This is a genomic window from Vreelandella subglaciescola, assembly GCF_900142895.1.
Lineage (GTDB): Bacteria > Pseudomonadota > Gammaproteobacteria > Pseudomonadales > Halomonadaceae > Vreelandella > Vreelandella subglaciescola.
The window spans coordinates 1,275,710-1,293,557 of sequence record NZ_LT670847.1; the positions used below are offsets into that span (position 1 = coordinate 1,275,710).

At 62.0% G+C, this 17,848-nt stretch carries 19 protein-coding genes and 1 tRNA gene; 16 read left to right on the plus strand and 4 right to left on the minus strand.

All coding sequences use genetic code 11. The features are described from left to right. Positions 1–23: 23 nt before the first annotated feature. The 3 genes from B5495_RS05900 to B5495_RS05910 form a co-directional block, all read right to left on the minus strand. Positions 24–329 carry an addiction module antidote protein gene (locus B5495_RS05900; RefSeq protein WP_079552107.1) on the minus strand — a complete coding sequence of 102 codons (306 nt, stop codon included), beginning with the start codon at positions 327–329 and terminating at the stop codon, positions 24–26. Beyond that, positions 326–658: a type II toxin-antitoxin system RelE/ParE family toxin gene (locus tag B5495_RS05905; protein ID WP_079552109.1), complete on the minus strand. Its 333-nt coding sequence runs from the start codon at positions 656–658 to the stop codon at positions 326–328. Before B5495_RS05905 ends, B5495_RS05900 begins: the two co-directional genes overlap by 4 nt. Positions 659–801: 143 nt before the next feature. Continuing rightward, positions 802–886, minus strand: a tRNA-Leu gene (locus B5495_RS05910). 147 nt (positions 887–1,033) lie between these two features. On the opposite strand from B5495_RS05910, the gene queA reads away from it, so the two are divergent. The 5 genes from queA (at position 1,034) to secF (ending at position 6,653) form a co-directional block, all read left to right on the plus strand. Continuing rightward, the gene (gene queA / locus B5495_RS05915; RefSeq protein ID WP_079552111.1) at positions 1,034–2,125 is read left to right on the plus strand and encodes a tRNA preQ1(34) S-adenosylmethionine ribosyltransferase-isomerase QueA; all 1,092 of its coding nucleotides are present in this window, start codon (positions 1,034–1,036) and stop codon (positions 2,123–2,125) included. A 29-nt stretch (positions 2,126–2,154) separates the two neighbouring features. Then, complete coding sequence (gene tgt / locus B5495_RS05920) at positions 2,155–3,273, plus strand: tRNA guanosine(34) transglycosylase Tgt (RefSeq protein WP_079554932.1); 1,119 nt, start codon at positions 2,155–2,157, stop codon at positions 3,271–3,273. 100 nt (positions 3,274–3,373) lie between these two features. After that, complete coding sequence (gene yajC / locus B5495_RS05925) at positions 3,374–3,706, plus strand: preprotein translocase subunit YajC (protein WP_079552113.1); 333 nt, start codon at positions 3,374–3,376, stop codon at positions 3,704–3,706. Between the two features lie 128 nt (positions 3,707–3,834). Beyond that, complete coding sequence (gene secD / locus B5495_RS05930; RefSeq protein WP_079552115.1) at positions 3,835–5,691, plus strand: protein translocase subunit SecD; 1,857 nt, start codon at positions 3,835–3,837, stop codon at positions 5,689–5,691. 35 nt (positions 5,692–5,726) lie between these two features. Then, positions 5,727–6,653 carry a protein translocase subunit SecF gene (gene secF, locus B5495_RS05935; RefSeq protein WP_079552116.1) on the plus strand — a complete coding sequence of 309 codons (927 nt, stop codon included), beginning with the start codon at positions 5,727–5,729 and terminating at the stop codon, positions 6,651–6,653. 95 nt (positions 6,654–6,748) lie between these two features. On the opposite strand, the gene B5495_RS05940 is transcribed toward secF, so the two are convergent. Beyond that, positions 6,749–7,543 carry an inositol monophosphatase family protein gene (locus tag B5495_RS05940; RefSeq protein WP_079552117.1) on the minus strand — a complete coding sequence of 265 codons (795 nt, stop codon included), beginning with the start codon at positions 7,541–7,543 and terminating at the stop codon, positions 6,749–6,751. A gap of 216 nt (positions 7,544–7,759) precedes the next feature. On the opposite strand from B5495_RS05940, the gene trmJ reads away from it, so the two are divergent. The 11 genes from trmJ (at position 7,760) to hisS (ending at position 17,813) form a co-directional block, all read left to right on the plus strand. Beyond that, a complete protein-coding gene (gene trmJ, locus B5495_RS05945) occupies positions 7,760–8,527 on the plus strand; it encodes a tRNA (cytosine(32)/uridine(32)-2'-O)-methyltransferase TrmJ (RefSeq protein WP_079552118.1) in 768 nt (255 codons plus the stop codon). Positions 8,528–8,569: 42 nt separating this feature from the next. Continuing rightward, entirely contained in the window at positions 8,570–9,442 is an 873-nt protein-coding gene (gene cysE, locus B5495_RS05950) for a serine O-acetyltransferase (protein ID WP_079552120.1), read from the plus strand. 121 nt (positions 9,443–9,563) lie between these two features. Further along, positions 9,564–10,031: an Rrf2 family transcriptional regulator gene (locus B5495_RS05955; protein ID WP_079552122.1), complete on the plus strand. Its 468-nt coding sequence runs from the start codon at positions 9,564–9,566 to the stop codon at positions 10,029–10,031. Positions 10,032–10,072: 41 nt separating this feature from the next. Continuing rightward, on the plus strand, positions 10,073–11,236 hold the full coding sequence (locus tag B5495_RS05960; protein WP_079552124.1) for an aminotransferase class V-fold PLP-dependent enzyme: 1,164 nt from the start codon (positions 10,073–10,075) through the stop codon (positions 11,234–11,236). 98 nt (positions 11,237–11,334) lie between these two features. After that, positions 11,335–11,661, plus strand: a complete 327-nt coding sequence (locus B5495_RS05965; RefSeq protein WP_079552126.1) for a HesB/IscA family protein — start codon at positions 11,335–11,337, stop codon at positions 11,659–11,661. Positions 11,662–11,826: 165 nt separating this feature from the next. Further along, a complete protein-coding gene (gene ndk / locus B5495_RS05970) occupies positions 11,827–12,252 on the plus strand; it encodes a nucleoside-diphosphate kinase (RefSeq protein WP_079552127.1) in 426 nt (141 codons plus the stop codon). 82 nt (positions 12,253–12,334) lie between these two features. After that, a complete protein-coding gene (gene rlmN / locus B5495_RS05975) occupies positions 12,335–13,531 on the plus strand; it encodes a dual-specificity RNA methyltransferase RlmN (protein WP_079552129.1) in 1,197 nt (398 codons plus the stop codon). 132 nt (positions 13,532–13,663) lie between these two features. Then, on the plus strand, positions 13,664–14,377 hold the full coding sequence (gene pilW / locus B5495_RS05980) for a type IV pilus biogenesis/stability protein PilW (protein WP_231897240.1): 714 nt from the start codon (positions 13,664–13,666) through the stop codon (positions 14,375–14,377). A 28-nt stretch (positions 14,378–14,405) separates the two neighbouring features. Beyond that, positions 14,406–15,338, plus strand: a complete 933-nt coding sequence (locus tag B5495_RS05985; RefSeq protein ID WP_079552133.1) for a RodZ domain-containing protein — start codon at positions 14,406–14,408, stop codon at positions 15,336–15,338. Positions 15,339–15,346: 8 nt separating this feature from the next. Beyond that, positions 15,347–16,462, plus strand: a complete 1,116-nt coding sequence (ispG, locus tag B5495_RS05990; RefSeq protein WP_079552134.1) for a flavodoxin-dependent (E)-4-hydroxy-3-methylbut-2-enyl-diphosphate synthase — start codon at positions 15,347–15,349, stop codon at positions 16,460–16,462. Between the two features lie 31 nt (positions 16,463–16,493). Further along, positions 16,494–17,813, plus strand: coding sequence for a histidine--tRNA ligase (gene hisS, locus B5495_RS05995; RefSeq protein ID WP_079552136.1), 1,320 nt, complete (start codon positions 16,494–16,496; stop codon positions 17,811–17,813). Positions 17,814–17,848 lie beyond the last annotated feature (35 nt).

The following is a 17,848-nucleotide window of genomic DNA, read 5'->3' on the forward strand; positions in this document are numbered from 1 at the left end:
TGATATCCATGCCTACGACCGCCTCAAGAAGCCTGCTGCGTCAAATCATGGAAGTGGATGCCAGTCGCCTTGATGACGGCCGTCATGGTGCGCAGGGTCGGATTTCCTTTGGGCGATAATGCACGGTACAGGCTTTCACGCGACACCTTGGCACGCTCGGCGACGGCAGCCATGCCGCCCTGCGCTTCCACCACATGACGCAACGCCATAAGGAAAGCCGATTCACCACCCTCTTTATCAAGCTCGTCAAAGGCGGCGCGCAGATAATCCAGCGCCATATCAGGGTCATCGCGCAGCATTTCGATAACAGCAGTATCGTGGCTTTTCATGTCCGTGCTCTCCTTCGGTGATCCACCAAAAATGCCTGGGCCTGTTCAATGTCGTTCTGCTGGCGCTTTTTGGTGCCCCCGATCAACAGCATCACCAAACGTCTGCCCACCTTGGCGTAATACACGCGGTAGCCAGGCCCATAATCAATGCGCAGCTCCAGCACACCGTCACCAACGGCTTTGACATCACCGGCATTGCCAGCAGCCAATCGGTTGAGGCGAGTCAACACGCGCATAACAGCCCGACGATCCTTGATCTTGGTAGTATCCAGCCAAGCCTGGAACGGGTCGTGACCGTCAGCCGTGAGGTAGTGTGTCAGCTCTATCATCGGGAACACTGTAGCTCAAAAGCTACAAAAAGACAGGTAGCATACGCTCGAGACGCATGCATTTTCCACGTTTGGCGCGACCAAGCACTGATAGGGGCAAAATGCAGGCACAAAAAAAGACGCCTAAGCGTCTGATTTTAAAGTGGTGCCGGTGGCCGGACTCGAACCGGCACGCCCGAAGGCGGCGGATTTTGAATCCACTGCGTCTACCAATTCCACCACACCGGCAACAGGCGCGCATTATACGCCATCATCCTTTTACGTCAATTGTAACGCCTGACTTTATCGCGCCGAGGCGCTATCCTAGGCGCCCGGTTTTTTACCCGATCTTGCTCTTTTATCCTTTTGCCCACTGACTGAATCACGAGCCTTGCCATGCAGCGTGCCGACTTTGCCTACGAGCTACCCGAAGAGCTGATTGCCCGCTACCCGTCGGAGCAGCGCAGCGACTGCCGCCTGCTGTGCGTTGACGGCGAGGACGGGCAGATTGCTCACCGCCGCTTTCCCGACCTGCTGGAGCTGCTTGAACCCGGCGACCTGCTGGTATTCAACGACACCCGCGTGATTCCCGCCCGGCTTCACGGCCACAAGGCCAGCGGCGGCCGCGTGGAAATGCTGCTGGAGCGCCCGTTGGACACCCACCGTGGTTTAGCCCATCTGCGCGCCAGCAAGTCGCCCAAGCCCGGCACCGAGATTATCTTCGAAGGCGATATTCACGCCGTGGTAGAGGCCCGCCACGACGCGCTGTTCGAGCTGCGCTTTCTCGGCGAGACGCCGATGATTGCCCTGCTGGAGCGCCACGGCCACATGCCGCTGCCGCCTTACATCACCCGGGACGACGAGCTCAGCGACCGCGAGCGCTACCAGACCGTCTACGCCCGCCGCGACGGCGCCGTGGCCGCCCCCACCGCCGGGCTGCACTTTGACCAGCCGCTGCTTGATGCGCTGGCCGACAAAGGCGTCGACAGCGCCTTTGTTACCCTGCACGTTGGCGCCGGCACCTTTCAGCCGGTCCGCGCGGACGACATTCGCGACCACCACATGCACAGCGAATGGGTCGACGTTGACGACGCTGCCTGCCAGAAAGTGCGCGCCGCCAAGGCCGCCGGCAAGCGCGTTATTGCCGTAGGCACCACCGCCGTGCGCTGTCTGGAAAGCGCCTGCGGACAGCATGATCAGGGCAGCGCCGACGGCGGTATCGCCCCGTATCGCGGCGACACCGATATTTTCATTTATCCGGGCTACGAATGGCGCTGCGTTGACGCGCTGGTGACCAACTTTCACCTGCCCGAATCCACGCTGCTGATGCTGGTGTCGGCCTTTATCGGCTATGACACCACGCTACGCGCCTACCACACCGCCGTCGTCGAGCGTTACGCCTTTTTCAGCTACGGCGATGCCATGCTGCTAACGCGCGCCACGCCAGATACCTGTGCGACGGCTGAACTGAACGACCAACGGGATTAACGAGCTTCCCCATGCGAAACGAATGCTTTATGCGCTTTGAGCGCCTGGCCGAAGACGGCCGTGCACGCCGCGGCCGGCTGCACTTCCCCCGTGGCACGGTAGAAACCCCGGCGTTCATGCCGGTGGGCACCTACGGCACGGTAAAGGGGATGACGCCCGACTCGGTCGAGGAGATCGGCGCGGAGATTATTCTGGGCAACACCTTTCACCTGTGGCTGCGCCCCGGCGTCAAGGTGATCGAAGCCCACGGTGATCTGCACGACTTTGCCCAGTGGGACAAGCCGATTCTGACCGACTCCGGCGGTTTTCAGGTGTTCTCACTCGGCAAGACGCGCAAAATCACCGAAGAGGGCGTGCATTTTCGCTCGCCGGTAGACGGCGACAAAGTGTTCATGGGCCCGGAAGAGTCCATGGCGGTGCAGCGCTCGCTGGGCTCGGACGTGGTCATGATCTTTGACGAGTGCACGCCCTACCCGGCCACCTTTAGCGAAGCCGAACACTCCATGGAGCGCTCGCTGCGCTGGGCCCAGCGCTCGCGCGACGCCCATGGCGACTCGCCTTCGGCACTGTTCGGCATTATTCAGGGCGGGATGCATGAAGGCCTGCGCGAACGCTCGCTCAAAGGCCTGATGGATATCGGTTTTGACGGGCTGGCGGTCGGCGGGCTGTCCGTGGGCGAGCCCAAGGAAGACATGCTCAAGGTACTCGACTACCTGCCCGGCTGGATGCCCGACGATACCCCGCGTTACCTGATGGGTGTGGGCAAGCCGGAGGATCTGGTGGAAGGCGTGCGCCGCGGCGTGGACATGTTTGACTGCGTAATGCCCACCCGCAACGCACGCAACGGCCATTTGTTCAGCGCCGGAGGTACGGTCAAGATCCGCAATGCCAAACACCGCTTTGATACTCGCCCGCTGGAAGACGACTGCGACTGCCACACCTGCCAGCATTTTTCGCGGGGCTATCTGCACCATCTTGACCGCTGCAACGAAATGCTCGGCTCGATGCTCAATACCATCCATAATTTGCGCCATTACCAGCGACTTATGGCCGATTTGCGCGCGGCAATCGAAGCGGGTACATTGACGAGCTTCGTGGAGACTTTCTACGCCAAGCGTGGCCTGCCCGTGCCCCCGGCACCGAATTAACCGCTGCCCGGCCGGCACGTCGTTCTCGAAAAACAGCCCCATCTGCCTGTTTTCAGGCCAATTTAGACGCTATTTATCCGTCAACCCAGGAGTGTTTTGAATGCTGGACTTTTTCATTTCCCAGGCTCACGCCCAGGACGCCGGCGGCGCTGCCGGCGGCGGTATCGCCCAGATTGTCATGCTGGTCGGCTTTGTCGTGATTTTCTACTTCCTGCTGTGGCGCCCCCAGGCCAAGCGCGCCAAGCAGCACAAGCAGCTGATCGGCAATCTGGACAAAGGCGATGAAATCGTCATCGGCGGCGGCCTTGTCGGGCGCATCACCAAGGTCAGCGATGAATTTCTCAGCATCGAAATCGCCGACGGCACGACCGTGAACGTGCAGAAAAGCGCCGTTGCCTCCGTGCTGCCCAAGGGCACCATCAAGTCCATCTGACCATCGCGTCACCCCTGCCGGACGCCGCCTGTACACCGGCAGGGATGCCACGGTGAACGATGGCAAGCCTTGCTGCGCGCTGTGTTACAGCGCGCAGCATTCCGTTCGTTATTGAAGGCAGGGCTTACATGCTCAACCGTTACCCCCTGTGGAAGTATCTGATTATTCTGGTCGCTTTGCTGGCCGGCCTGATTTATTCACTTCCCAACCTGTTCCCCGAAGATCCCGCCATTCAGATCAGCACCCAGGACAGCGGCGCGCTAAGCGAGCGCAAGCTTGAGCGCGTGACCGATGCCCTGGACGACAGCGACATCGCCATAAAGGGCATCGAGCCACAAAACGATCAGTGGCTGCTACGGCTGACCAATGCTGACGACCAGCTGCGCGCCCGCGACATCATCAGCGAAACCCTTGACGACGAGGACGCCACCGTAGCGCTCAACCTCGCCGAGGCTACGCCGGGCTGGCTCAAGGCGTTCAACGCCTCGCCCATGACGCTGGGGCTTGATCTGCGCGGTGGCGTTCACTTTCTGCTCGAAGTGGATATGGAGGCAGCGCTCACCCAGCGCCTCGAAGTCAACGCCAGCGCCATGCGCGAACTGCTGCGCGAAGAGCGCATCCGCTACCGTAACACCGAGATCGACGATCGCTCGCTGTCGCTTGAGTTTGCCAGCGCCGATGACCGCGATGCGGCCCGCCGCCTGATCACGCGTGACTTCCCCGAGTTTGATTATCAAAGCGAAGGCGAAGACCGTGGTGCACGTCTGGTCATGTCGCTGACCGATCAGAAAGTCAACGAGATCCAGGACTACGCCATCAACCAGAACCTCACGACGCTGCGTAACCGCGTCAACGAGCTGGGCGTATCTGAACCCAAGGTGCAGCGCCAGGGGCCCAACCGCATCGTCGTGGAACTGCCCGGCGTGCAGGACACCACCGCGGCCAAGCGCATCGTCGGCGCCACGGCCAACCTGGAGTTTCGCCTGGAAGCGCGCCCCGATACACCCGAGCGTGAAACCGAAACCATCGCGTTTCGCAATGCGCCGGAGCGCGAGGGCACCGTACTTCGCGATGTCATCATCACCGGTGACAGCGTTTCCAGTGCCAGCCAGAGCTTTGATGAAAACGGCGGCGCCCAGGTCAGCATCAACCTGGACGGCACCGGCGGCACGCTGATGAACCGCGCCACACGCACCAATATCGGCCGCAACATGGCCGTGGTCTTCATTGAGCACAAAAGCGAAGACCGCGTGGTCACCGACCCGGACACCGGCGAGAAAACCACCGTCCGCGATCCCTACGTGGAACGTGGCATCATCAGCATGGCCACCATCCAGAGCGCTTTTGGCAACAGCTTCCGCATCACCGGGCTGGACTCTTCCTCCGAGTCGTCGGAGCTCGCCCTGCTGCTGCGTTCGGGCTCGCTTGCCGCGCCGATCTACTTCGTGCAGGAGCGCACCATCGGCCCCAGCCTGGGGCAGAAAAACATCGAGCGCGGCCTGCTTTCGGTACAGATTGGCCTGCTGCTCGTCGTCATTTTCATGCTGGTGCGCTACAAGGTGTTCGGCATCTTCGCCAACATCGCGCTGGCGTTTAACCTGACGCTGCTGGTCGCCGTCATGTCGCTGCTGGGCGCGACGCTGACGCTGCCCGGGATTGCCGGTATCGTCTTGACGCTGGGGATGGCGGTCGATGCCAACGTGCTGATATTCGAGCGTATCCGTGAAGAATTGCGCAACGGGCTTTCCGTCCAGCAGGCGATCCACGCCGGCTATGAGCGCGCCTTCACCTCGATCATCGATGCCAACATCACCACGCTGCTGGTCGCGGTGATCCTCTTCTCGATTGGTACCGGGCCGGTCAAGGGCTTTGCCGTTACGCTTTCCATCGGCATCCTGACCTCCATGTTCACAGCGCTTCTGGTCTCGCGCGCCATGGTCAATCTGACCTACGGCGGCAAGCCGGTGAAAAAGCTCTGGATTTGATTCCCGGCGCACAGCACAGACTTAAAGAGGTGGTAATGAAATCCCTGACAAACCGGCAAATCGACTTTATGGGGCGGCGCACGCTGGCGCTGATCCTTTCGGGCATTATGCTGCTGGTATCGATTGGCGCCCTTCTGTTTCAGCAGCTCAACCTGGGGCTGGACTTTACCGGCGGCACCCTGATTGAGGTGCGCTACGCCACGGCACCGGCGCTTGACGGCATTCGCCAGACCCTTGAACAAAGCGGCTTTCAAGACGTGGCCGTGCAGACGTTCGGCGCCACAACCGAGGTGCTGATCCGACTGCAGCAGGCCTTTGATGCCGACGTGGGCGACAGCGTCGTTACGCTGCTGCGCGACTCCGGTGCCAGCGTTGAACTGGTACGCGCCGAATTCGTCGGCGCTCAGGTGGGTGACCAGCTGCGCGACCAGAGCGGCCTGGGCATGCTGGTGGCACTGGGCGTGGTCATGCTCTACGTAGCGTTCCGCTTTCAGTACAAGTTTGCCATTGGCGCGCTGTTCGCTCTGCTGCACGACGTGATCATCGTGATTGGCCTCTTCGCGCTGTTCGGGCTTGAGTTTGACCTGACGGTGCTGGCCGCGATTCTGGCGGTCATCGGCTACTCGCTGAACGACACGATTGTCGTCTATGACCGCATTCGCGAGACCATTCGCACCTCGCAGCTCACCGACATGCCCCAGATCTTCAACGAGGCGATCAACGCCACGCTGTCGCGCACGCTGGCCACCTCGGGCACCACGCTGCTGGTACTGCTGGCGCTGCTGGTGCTCGGCGGCGACATGATCGAGAACTTCGCCATTGCCCTGTTGATCGGCATCGTGGTGGGCACGTTCTCGTCGATCTACATCTCCGGCGCGCTGCTGATTCCGCTGAAGCTAAGCCGCGAAGACCTGATCCCGCCGCAAAAAACCCACGACGAAGAAGAGGAAGAGCTGCCTTAGCCGTTTTTCCCCAGCATCTTCTGCGCACCACAGCAAAAAGCCCCTGCCGATTGAATCGGCAGGGGCTTTTTTTTATGACACGTTGTCGTCGCTGGTTAAAAGTGCGGCGTCAGCTGCTTGACCAGCGCCTTGTAAAGCCTTGGGCCAGCGGCCATCAGCAGGCCATCCGCCTTGATCGAAGGCCGCCCGTCCGGGGAGCCGGTCAGCGCGCCGGCTTCCTTGAGCAGCAGCATGCCGACGTGCATGTCCTGTTCTTCAAGCCCCAGCACAAAGGCGCTACTCACGCGCCCGGTGGCCACTTCACAAATATCCAGCAGGCCACTGCCGGTGGCAATCAGCGTATCGACGCTCGGGGCGAGCTGCTGGGTCAGCGTGAGGTAAGCGGGTAAATGGCGGCTGCGCAGATCAAGGGGCGGCAGGCTCAGTGCGATGCGCGTACCGGCAAGCGCAGTGGGCTTGCTGACGCGCATGCGCTTATCGTTATACTGCGCGCCGCTGCCGCGGCTGGCGATGTATTCATCGTCCGAGAAAGGACAGACAATCACCGCATGTTCAGGCCGGCCTTTAACCAGACACACCACCGACAGCGCGAAGTCCGCGCCGGCCACCGACAGGCTGGAATAGCCGTGGATCGGTTCAATTTTCCAGACGATATCGCGGCCGTCGCCTTCGCCCGCCTTGTGCGAGGTGAAGCGGCCGGCAACGCCGTGCTGGGGGTAGCCGCGCTCAAGCTGCTGGACGATAGTGGCCTCGGCCTTGCTGGCGGTTTCTGCCAACAGGTGCTCAAGGTTGGCTGCATCGTGAGCGTTTTCAATGCGCTCGCGGATACGTAAAAATTGATCAGCGGCCTTGCGCGTTGCGCGCAGCGTGAACTGGACCATCGGATTCATGGGCGAGCCTTGTGACGATAAGGTTAAAGACAGGACTGTTAAAGAACGAAACGGCGGCGCTAGCGGTAGCCGCGTTGGGCGGCGATTCTAGCAGAGCACGTGCAAGGGTGCCATGTAGTCATGCTAAACTTATGCACCTTGAAAAACCGCGTCCACTCAACTTGCACCACATTCACTTGCACCCCCGTCATTTGAACCCAACGACCGAGTCACCCAATGCTTGAGCGCCTTCGTACTGTCCTTATCGGCACCAGCCATCCCGGCAATATCGGCGGTGTCGCCCGCGCCATGCACAACATGGGGCTTGCCGATCTTGCGCTGGTGGCCCCGCGCGGCGAGATCATCACCCAGGACAGCATTTCCCGCGCCTCGGGCGCCGATCATCTGCTGCACAGCGCCCGCGTCAGCCCGACGCTGGACGAGGCCGTCGCCGACTGCACCTTTGTGGTCGGCGCCAGCGCCCGCTCGCGCACCCTGCCCTGGCCGATGCTCTCCCCCCGCGAGCTTGCTCACCGCCTGCCAGAGGAGTGCCGCCAGGACAACGCCCGGGTCGCGCTGGTATTCGGCCGCGAAGACAGCGGGCTGACCAACGATGAGCTGCACCGCTGCCACGCCCATGTGCATATCCCCACCAACACCGATTTCAGCTCGCTCAACCTGGCCGCGGCGGTGCAGGTGATAGCTTATGAATGCCGCGTGGCGTGGCTTGAGCAGCAGGCAGCAACCGGCGGCGACGACAATGCAAGCGCAAACGACGAGCACCTGGTCTCTCACGCCGATCTGGAACGCTATTTTGCGCACCTCGAGCAAACCCTGACGGCGATCGAGTTTCACGATCCGGACAAGCCCCGCCAGCTGATGGCCCGCCTGCGCCGGCTGTACATGCGCGCCCGCCCGGAACAGATCGAACTCAACATCCTGCGCGGCATACTGACTGCGACAGACAAGGCCGCCACCGACAAAACCATCCAGCCGCCGCGCTGATGGCTCCTGTGCCCGGACGCCCACACACTGAAGGAAGGCCGCATGTTTGAACGCCTGCGCGAAGACATCAATAGCGTGTTTGTCCGCGACCCGGCCGCACGCAATTTTTTTGAAGTACTGACCAATTACCCCGGCCTGCACGCGCTGCTGCTACACCGCTTCAACCACTGGCTGTGGAAAAAGAACGCCAAGTGGCTGGCGCGCACGCTGTCCACGTTTTCGCGGTTTTTGACCGGTATCGAAATTCATCCCGGCGCCACCATCGGCCGACGCTTTTTCATCGATCACGGCATGGGCGTAGTGATTGGCGAAACCGCGCTGATCGGCGACGACGTAACGCTCTACCACGGCGTTACGCTGGGCGGCACCAGTTGGAATAAAGGCAAGCGCCACCCGACCCTGGGCGATGGCGTGATTGTCGGCGCCGGCGCCAAGATACTCGGCCCGCTCACTCTGGAAGCCGGCGTCAAGGTCGGCTCCAACGCCGTGGTCACCAAGGATGTGCCGGCCGATGCCACGGTCGTCGGCATTCCCGGCAAGATCGTCAAACGCGCCGAGCCGGACGAACAGCAGTCGCTGGATATCGATCCCGACCGGCGCGAAGCCATCCGCCAGAAATTCGGCTTTGACGCCTACGGCGTCAGCCAGGACATGCCCGACCCGGTGGCCCGCTCGATGCAGGCCATGCTCGATCACATGCACGCCGTCGACGGGCGCATCGAGCAGATGTGCGCCACGCTGACCCGGCTCGACGCCAGCTACCGCAACGGCCATTTGCCCGAGCTGCGCGACGAGGACTTCGCCAGCGTCCTCGATGAAGCCGCCAGCGACTGCGCCAAAAGCCAGGCTCGGCACACAGCCAAAGGCGCCAACACGCCAGACAAGGACGACAAATCCGGCCATAGCGACGATTGACCTCAACGGCCGGTCAGGGAAAGGTTGACCACAATGCTCGGGCTTTCCCATAATGGGGAAACATTTGTCGTCAATACGCTCCGCCGAGCGTTGAGGTGTCTGTCATGCGCGTGACCACGCTATGCGTTTAACCACCAAAGGGCGCTACGCCGTGACCGCCATGCTCGACCTGGCGATCAACGCCGACGCCGCCCCCACAAGCCTTGGCGATATCGCCCAGCGCCAGGGGATTTCGCTATCCTACCTGGAGCAGCTGTTTGCAAGGCTGCGCCGGGCGGGGCTGGTGCGCAGCGTACGCGGCCCGGGCGGCGGCTACCTGCTGGTGCAAATACCCGCCGACATCAACGTCGCGAACATCGTCGATGCGGTGGACGAAAGCGTGGACGCTACGCGCTGTCAGGGGCTGTCCGACTGCCAGCAGGGTGATACCTGCCTGACACATCACCTCTGGTGCGAGCTTTCCGACCAGATTCGCCACTTTCTGGACGGCGTGACCCTTGAGCAACTGCGCCAGCGCCCCGATATACAGCAGATCGCCACCCGCCAGCAGACTCGGCTGGACGCCGGCATTCTCGCGTCTGCGCCCTAGCGCCGGCCCGCCTGCGCCCCACTGACTTGATGTGAAACCCCATGCCGCACACTACGCCTTCGCTACCCATTTACCTTGACTACGCCGCCACCACGCCGGTGGATGATCGCGTCGCGGCCGTCATGCAGCGCTATCTGACGGTTGATCAGCTTTACGCCAATCCCGCCTCGCGCAGCCACATGCTTGGCTGGCAGGCCGAGCAAGTTGTCGAGCAGGCGCGACGCCAGGTGGCCGACGGCATTAACGCCGACCCGCGCGAAATCGTCTGGACCAGCGGCGCCACCGAGGCCGACAACCTCGCGCTGACCGGCTTTATGCGCGCCAACCGCGAGCGCGGCATGCACCTGGTCACCTCGATTATCGAGCACAAGGCGGTGGTGGATACCGCCCGCGCGCTTGAAACCGAAGGCTTCGAGGTCACCTGGCTGACGCCCGGCCACGACGGGTGCATAACGCCCGGGCAGCTGCGCGAGGCCATGCGCGACGACACCTCACTGGTCTCGCTAATGGCCGTGAATAACGAGCTGGGCAGCGTCAACGACATCGCCGCACTGGCGGATGTGGCCCACGAATTCGGCGCGGCGTTTCACACCGATGCCGCCCAGGCCATCGGCCGCATCCCGCTCGACGTGGCCGCCCAACACATTGACCTGATGTCGCTGTCGGGGCACAAGGCTTACGGGCCCAAGGGTGTCGGCGCGCTGTACGTCAAACGCCACCCCGATATCCGCGTGGAAGCGCTGATCCACGGTGGCGGCCACGAGCATGGCATGCGCTCGGGCACGCTGCCCACGCACCAGATCGCCGGCATGGGCGAAGCCTTTGCCCTGCTTGACCAGCAAGGCGAGGCTGACCAAGCGCACATTAAAGCGCTGGCCGAACGTTTTCTCGCAGAGCTTGCCCAACTGGGTGACGTGCACCGCAATGCGCCCGGCAAGCACAGCGTGCCTAATATTATCAACGTGGCCTTTGGCGGCGTTGACGGCGAATCGTTACTCATGGCACTGCGCGATATCGCGGTGTCCACCGGGTCAGCATGCAACTCGGCAAGCGTTGACCCGTCTTACGTGCTGCTCGGCGTCGGCGTGCCGCGCCGGCTGGCGCTGTCATCGCTGCGTTTCAGCTTCGGGCGCTTTACCACCGACGCCGACATCGACTACGCCCTGCGCGTGCTGCACCATGCGGTTACCGGCCTACGCGCTTAAACTGTCAAGAACGCAAGAGAGTAAGAACGTAGGGTGCGAAGAACCAAACGTTAAGAACGTAAGATTTTACCCGCGACGGTTTCAACAGGAGGTCATTCATGGCCACACTAAATATTACGCCCACTGCCGCCGAGCAGATCCAGCACGTCCTTGCCGAGCGCGGCGAAGGGCTTGGCCTGCGCGTGTCGATCAAACCTTCCGGCTGCTCCGGCTATAGCTACGTGCTCAACTTTGCCGACGAGGCCGCCCCGGACGACATCAGTTTTGAAGACCACGGCGCCCGTGTCTTTGTCGCGCCCGACGCGCTGGACATGCTCGACGGCAGCGAAGTCGACTACGTCAACGAGGGGCTGAACCGCTTCTTTCGCTTCAACAACCCCAACGTCCAGGACGAGTGCGGCTGCGGCGAAAGCTTTACCGTTTAGCGGCACTCCGGCACTGGCAGTATTCACGGCCTTGATGAAGCGCTATAATCGCGCCCACCCCGCCGCCGGCCCGGTTTTCTCAACGCTTCTGGCGGCGGCGTCTTTCATTTGCCGCCCTGCCCGCCAGAGCGGCACTTTGTGTTACGCCCTATCCAGGAGATTTACATGGCGAACGAACGTACGCTTTCTATCATCAAGCCCGATGCCGTCGCGAAAAATGCCATCGGCGATATCATCGCTCGCTTTGAAAAGGCCGGCCTCAAGGTCGTCGCCGCCAAGATGCTGCACCTCTCCGAAGAAAAAGCCGGCGGTTTTTACGCCGAGCACAAAGAGCGTTCGTTTTTCAACGACTTGGTCGGCTTCATGATCTCAGGCCCGGTTGTGGTACAGGTTCTTGAAGGCGACAACGCCATCGCCACCAACCGCGACCTGATGGGCGCAACCAATCCCAAGGAAGCGGCTGCCGGCACTATCCGCGCCGACTTCGCGGAAACTATCGACGCCAACGCTGTTCACGGGTCAGACTCCGTGGAAAGTGCTGAGCGCGAAATCGCCTACTTCTTCGGCAACGACGAAATCTGCCCGCGCTAAACGCGCAGCAAGGCCGCTTTTGTCACGTTGCCGGCCATTTTCGCGGGAGCTTTGGCTCCCGCCTTTTCCGACGCTGACCGCCATGACCACCACCGCTGCTCAAGACGCTCCCAACGACGCTTCCTCCGCCTCGCCCGCGCCCGACGCCAAAAACGCGGCGCCAAAGCCGCCCGAACGGGCCAACCTGCTCGGCATGTCGCGCGCGCAACTCGAAGCGTTTTTTCTCTCCATTGACGAAAAGAAGTTTCGCGCCGCCCAGGTGATGAAATGGATTCATCACGAAGGCTGCGACGACTTCGCCGCGATGACCAACCTGTCCAAGGCACTGCGCGAGAAGCTTGAACGCCTCGCGGAAGTCCGCGGTCCGAGCGTGGTTTACGAAGGCGCCTCCCAAGACGGCACGCGCAAGTGGGTGCTGGAAGTCGAGGATGGCAGCTACGTGGAAACGGTGCTGATCCCCGCCGACAACGGCAAGCGGCGCACGCTTTGCGTGTCGTCTCAGGTCGGCTGTTCGCTTGACTGCAGCTTTTGCTCCACCGGCAAACAGGGCTTTCAGCGCAACCTCACCGCCGCCGAGATCATCGGCCAGCTGTGGGTGGCCAGCCGCCGTGACGACTCGCGCCGCGAGGGCGGCCCGCGCGCGGTAACCAACGTGGTGATGATGGGCATGGGCGAGCCACTGATGAACTATGCCAACGTCGTCCCAGCCATGAAGCTAATGCTTGAAGACGACGGCTACGGCTTGTCCAAGCGCCGCGTTACGCTCTCCACCTCGGGCGTGGTGCCGATGATCGACAAGCTGGGCGACGACATCGACGTCAGTCTGGCCATCTCACTGCACGCCGCCAACGACGAGCTGCGCAACACGCTGGTGCCGCTTAATCGCAAATACAACATCCAGACGCTGCTGGATGCATGCCGGCGCTACCTGGATAAAAGCCCGGACAACCGTCAGGTGACCATCGAATATACGCTGATGAAAGGCGTCAACGATCAGCAGGAACACGCCGAGCAGCTTGCCGACGTCCTCAAGGATCTACCGTGCAAGATCAACCTGATTCCGTTTAATCCGTTCCCTCACTCCGGTTACGAAACGCCCTCGCGCAACCAGTCCGTACGTTTTCAGCGCTGGCTGGACGAGCTGGGCTATACCGCACCGATTCGTACCGCTCGCGGGGATGATATCGACGCCGCCTGCGGCCAGCTGGTCGGCCGGGTGAAAGACCGTACCAAGCGCCATGCTCGCCACATTCAATCGATACAGCTTGACGCCAACTAGGGCCACCTTGACTTGTGCCGGGCACAGCGCTTTGATGAACACCCGCTGTGCTCAAGGCAGCGAGCCCAACGTACGGTATCAGCCATGAGGATAACGATGCTTTTTCGCCGACCGCTGACGCGCACTTGCCGTATGCCAGTAACATGGGTACTCGTCAGCACGCTTTGGTTAACCGGCTGCGCATCGTCTTCCACGCTGTCCACCACCGTCAGGCCCGATGCCGGTAGCGCCTACACCCGGCTTGGCGTGGCGTACCTTGAACAGAATAATTTACCCCGAGCGCTCAACGCACTCGATCGGGCGCAAGAGCTTGACGCCAACAATCCCGAAACGCTGCAGGCGCTGGCGCTTGTTTACCAGCGTCAGGGCGAAAACGCACTGGCGGCCGAATATTTTCAGAAAGCGCTCGATGCCGACGCCGACTTTACTCGCGCACGCAACAATTACGCGGCCTTTTTATATCAGCGGGGCGACTATAAAAGCGCCTGTGCGCAGCTTGAGACGGCCTCCAAAGACGCTCAATACGATCATCGCGCCAAGCTTTTTACCAACTTGGGCCAGTGTTATGCCGCACTTGACGAGACCCAGCGCGCCCGCGAGAGTCTGGTGCGGGCGAGCAAGATCGACCCGCGCCACGCGTCCAGTTATTTTTACCTGGCCAAACTGGAATTGTCCCAGGGCAACAACGCCCGGGCCTGGCCGCCGCTACAGCGGTTTTTCAAGCTTTCCAGGCCCACGCGCGATGCACTTGAGATGGCCGTAACGCTGGCTCGCGCCCGTGGTGATAACGCGCTGGCCGCCGACTACCAACAGCAGCTTGCGCGCATGAACGGCACCCAGCCCTGACCACCGTTTTGATGAAGGATGCTCAGCCATGAGCGACATACACACTTCCGAATACGCTGACGAGCCGCGTAGCGCCTCTCCCGGCCAGCTTTTGCAACACGAGCGGGAACGCCAGGCGATTTCCCTTGAGGACGCCGCGCTGGCCCTGCACTTGCGCCCGGCGGTGGTAGCGGGGCTTGAGCAGGATCATTACGCGGAAATCCCCGTGGCTACCTATCGCCGCGGCTATCTACGCACCTATGCCAAATACCTGGGCATGGACGATAAGCCCGTGCTCGAGGCTTACCGCGCGCGCTACGGTAATGCCGATACAGAAAGCGAGATCAAGCCGGTCTCCGTCACCCGGCCGCCCTCAAAGCTGGGCGGGCTGTTATTCAAACTGGTGACGCTTTTAGTGATTGCCGGCCTGATCGGCGTCACCGTTACCTGGTGGCAAAGTCGCGGCGGCAATACGCCGCCGGGACTTGACGACACCACCGCCGCTGAAACTGCTCCGGAAACGGCCAACGCACCGGATATGCCCTCGACCAGCGATGCCCCGGCCGCCAGCACGGAGCCCCGCGATGAGGCCAAGCCGTCTGACACCGGCAGCAGCACCGAGGCCAACCCGCGCGCCGCCTCCACGGCAGAGCCGGAAGCCGCCACGCTGTCGAAAACCGCACTGGCCGCGGCCACCGCGGTGGCGCGCGCTGCCCAAGAACGCGCCGACGCCGCCACTGCCAATACCCTGGCGCTAACCTTCAATCAGCAATCGTGGACGGAAATTTTCGATGCCCGCGATCAGCGCGTCTTTGTCGGCCTGCAACAGCCCGGCACCGACGCAAGCGTAGAAGGCCAGCCGCCGTTTCGTTTAACCGTCGGTAACGCTACCGGCGTCGAGCTGCGCTATCAGGGCAAGGTCGTTGATCTTGCCCGGCACGCCGGCGCCAATAACGTCGCCCGCTTTACCCTGGGAGAGTGACCCGCCGTATGCACGCCCCATCCCCTATTCAACGTCGCGTTTCGCGCCAGATTCACGTGGGCAATGTTCCGGTCGGCGGCGATGCGCCGATTTCCGTCCAGAGCATGACCAACACCGACACCCTTGACGTCGAGGCCACGGTTGGCCAGATCCGTCAGCTGGAAGCCGCCGGTGCCGATATCGTTCGCGTCTCGGTGCCCAGCATGGAGGCCGCCGAAACCTTTGGCCGGATTCGCCAGAAGGTTAACGTGCCGCTGGTGGCCGATATCCACTTCGACCACAAGATCGCCCTGCGCGTCGCCGAACTGGGCGTGGACTGCCTGCGCATCAACCCCGGCAATATCGGCCGCGAAGACCGCGTGCGCGCGGTGGTCAGCGCCGCCCGCGATAACGGCGTGCCCATTCGCATCGGCGTCAACGCCGGTTCGCTGGAAAAATCGCTGCAGCGCAAATACGGCGAACCCACGCCCGCCGCGCTGGTGGAATCGGCCCTGCGCCATATCGACCACCTGGACCGGCTCGACTTCCCCGACTTCAAGGTCAGCGTCAAGGCCAGCGACGTGTTCATGGCCGTCGCTGCCTACCGCGACCTGGCCGCGCGCATCGAACAGCCGCTACATTTGGGGATCACCGAAGCCGGCGGGCTGCGTTCGGGCACGGTCAAGTCGTCCATCGGCTTAGGCATGCTGCTGATGGACGGCATCGGCGACACCATTCGCGTATCGCTTGCCGCCGACCCGGTGGAAGAGGTCAAAGTCGGCTTTGACATGCTCAAAAGCCTCAAGCTGCGCTCCAAGGGCATCAATTTCATTGCCTGCCCCAGCTGCTCGCGGCAGAACTTTGACGTCATCGACACCATGAACCAGCTCGAAGAACGCCTCGACGACGTGCGCACGCCGCTGGATGTGTCGATCATCGGCTGCATCGTCAACGGTCCGGGTGAGGCAAAAGAAAGTGATCTGGGCCTCACCGGCGGCAGCCCGGCCAACCTTGTCTACCTCGACGGCAAGCCGGCGCAAAAGCTGCGCAATGACAACCTGGTCGACGACCTTGAGCGCTTGATCCGCGACAAAGTGCGCGAAAAACAACAGCGCGAACAAGATACTATCGCCCGCAGCGTGTAGCCTGCCGCCGGCGTAACACAAGGAGTTTTCATTGAGCCAGTCCGCTGCCCAATCCGTTAAAAAAATCCAGGCAATTCGCGGCATGAATGATCTGCTGCCTGGCGACAGCCCGCGCTGGCAGTTTTTTGAAGCCAAGGTACGCCAGCTGATGGCGCGCTACGGCTTTGCCGAAATCCGCATGCCGATCGTCGAACAGACCGCCCTTTTCGCCCGCTCCATCGGCGAAGTAACCGATATCGTCGAAAAGGAAATGTATACCTTTGACGATCGCAACGGCGACAGCCTGACACTGCGCCCCGAAGGCACCGCCGGCTGCGTGCGCGCGGCAATGCAACACGGTCTGCTCTATAACCAGACCCAGCGGCTCTGGTATCAAGGCCCGATGTTTCGCCACGAGCGCCCGCAAAAAGGCCGCTACCGCCAGTTTCATCAGGTCGGCGTGGAAACCTACGGCTTTGACGGCCCGGACATCGACGCCGAAGTCATCCTGCTGTCAGCGCGGCTGTGGCAAGAGCTGGGACTGACCGATCACGTCACGCTTGAGCTCAACTCGCTGGGCTCGTCAGACGCCCGCGCGGCCTACCGCGAGACGCTGGTGGCCTATTTCGAGCGCCATATTGAGGTGCTCGACGACGACTCCAAGCGCCGGCTGACCAGCAACCCGCTGCGCATTCTGGACTCCAAGAACCCGGCCATGGTTGATGTGCTCGGCGGTGCACCGCAGCTCATCGATCACCTTGACGACGAGTCTCGGGAGCACTTTGAACGCCTCAAAGTGATGCTCGACGCCGCCGGCATCGACTATGTGATCAACCCGCGGCTGGTCCGCGGGCTGGATTACTATTCGCGTACCGTGTTCGAATGGACCACCGATGCGCTGGGCAGCCAGGGCACCGTCTGCGCCGGCGGGCGTTACGACGGCCTGGTCGAGCAGCTGGGCGGCAAGCCCACGCCGGCCGTCGGCTTTGCCATGGGCATCGAGCGACTGATTTTGCTGCTCGACACCCTGGACCTGGTGCCCGATGAAGCGCTTTTCGGCTGCGACGTGTACCTGGTGCCCATGGACGACGCCTCCAGCCCCGCCGCTCTCACGCTGGCCGAACAGCTGCGCGAAGCACTGCCCGAGCTGCGCCTGACGCTGCACTGCGGCGGCGGCAGCTTTAAAAGCCGGATGAAAAAAGCCGACAAGAGCGGCGCCACACTGGCCCTGCTACTTGGCGAAAACGAACGCCGCGAGCAGGCCGTGACGCTGAAGTTTTTACGCGACGCGCGCGACCAGCAACAGCTGTCGCAGCGCGAGCTTGCCGACGCGCTTAACACTCTGTTAAGCAACGTCGCGGACACCCCCTAAGCCGCTCATCGGCTCGTACAGATTCAAGGAGGCCG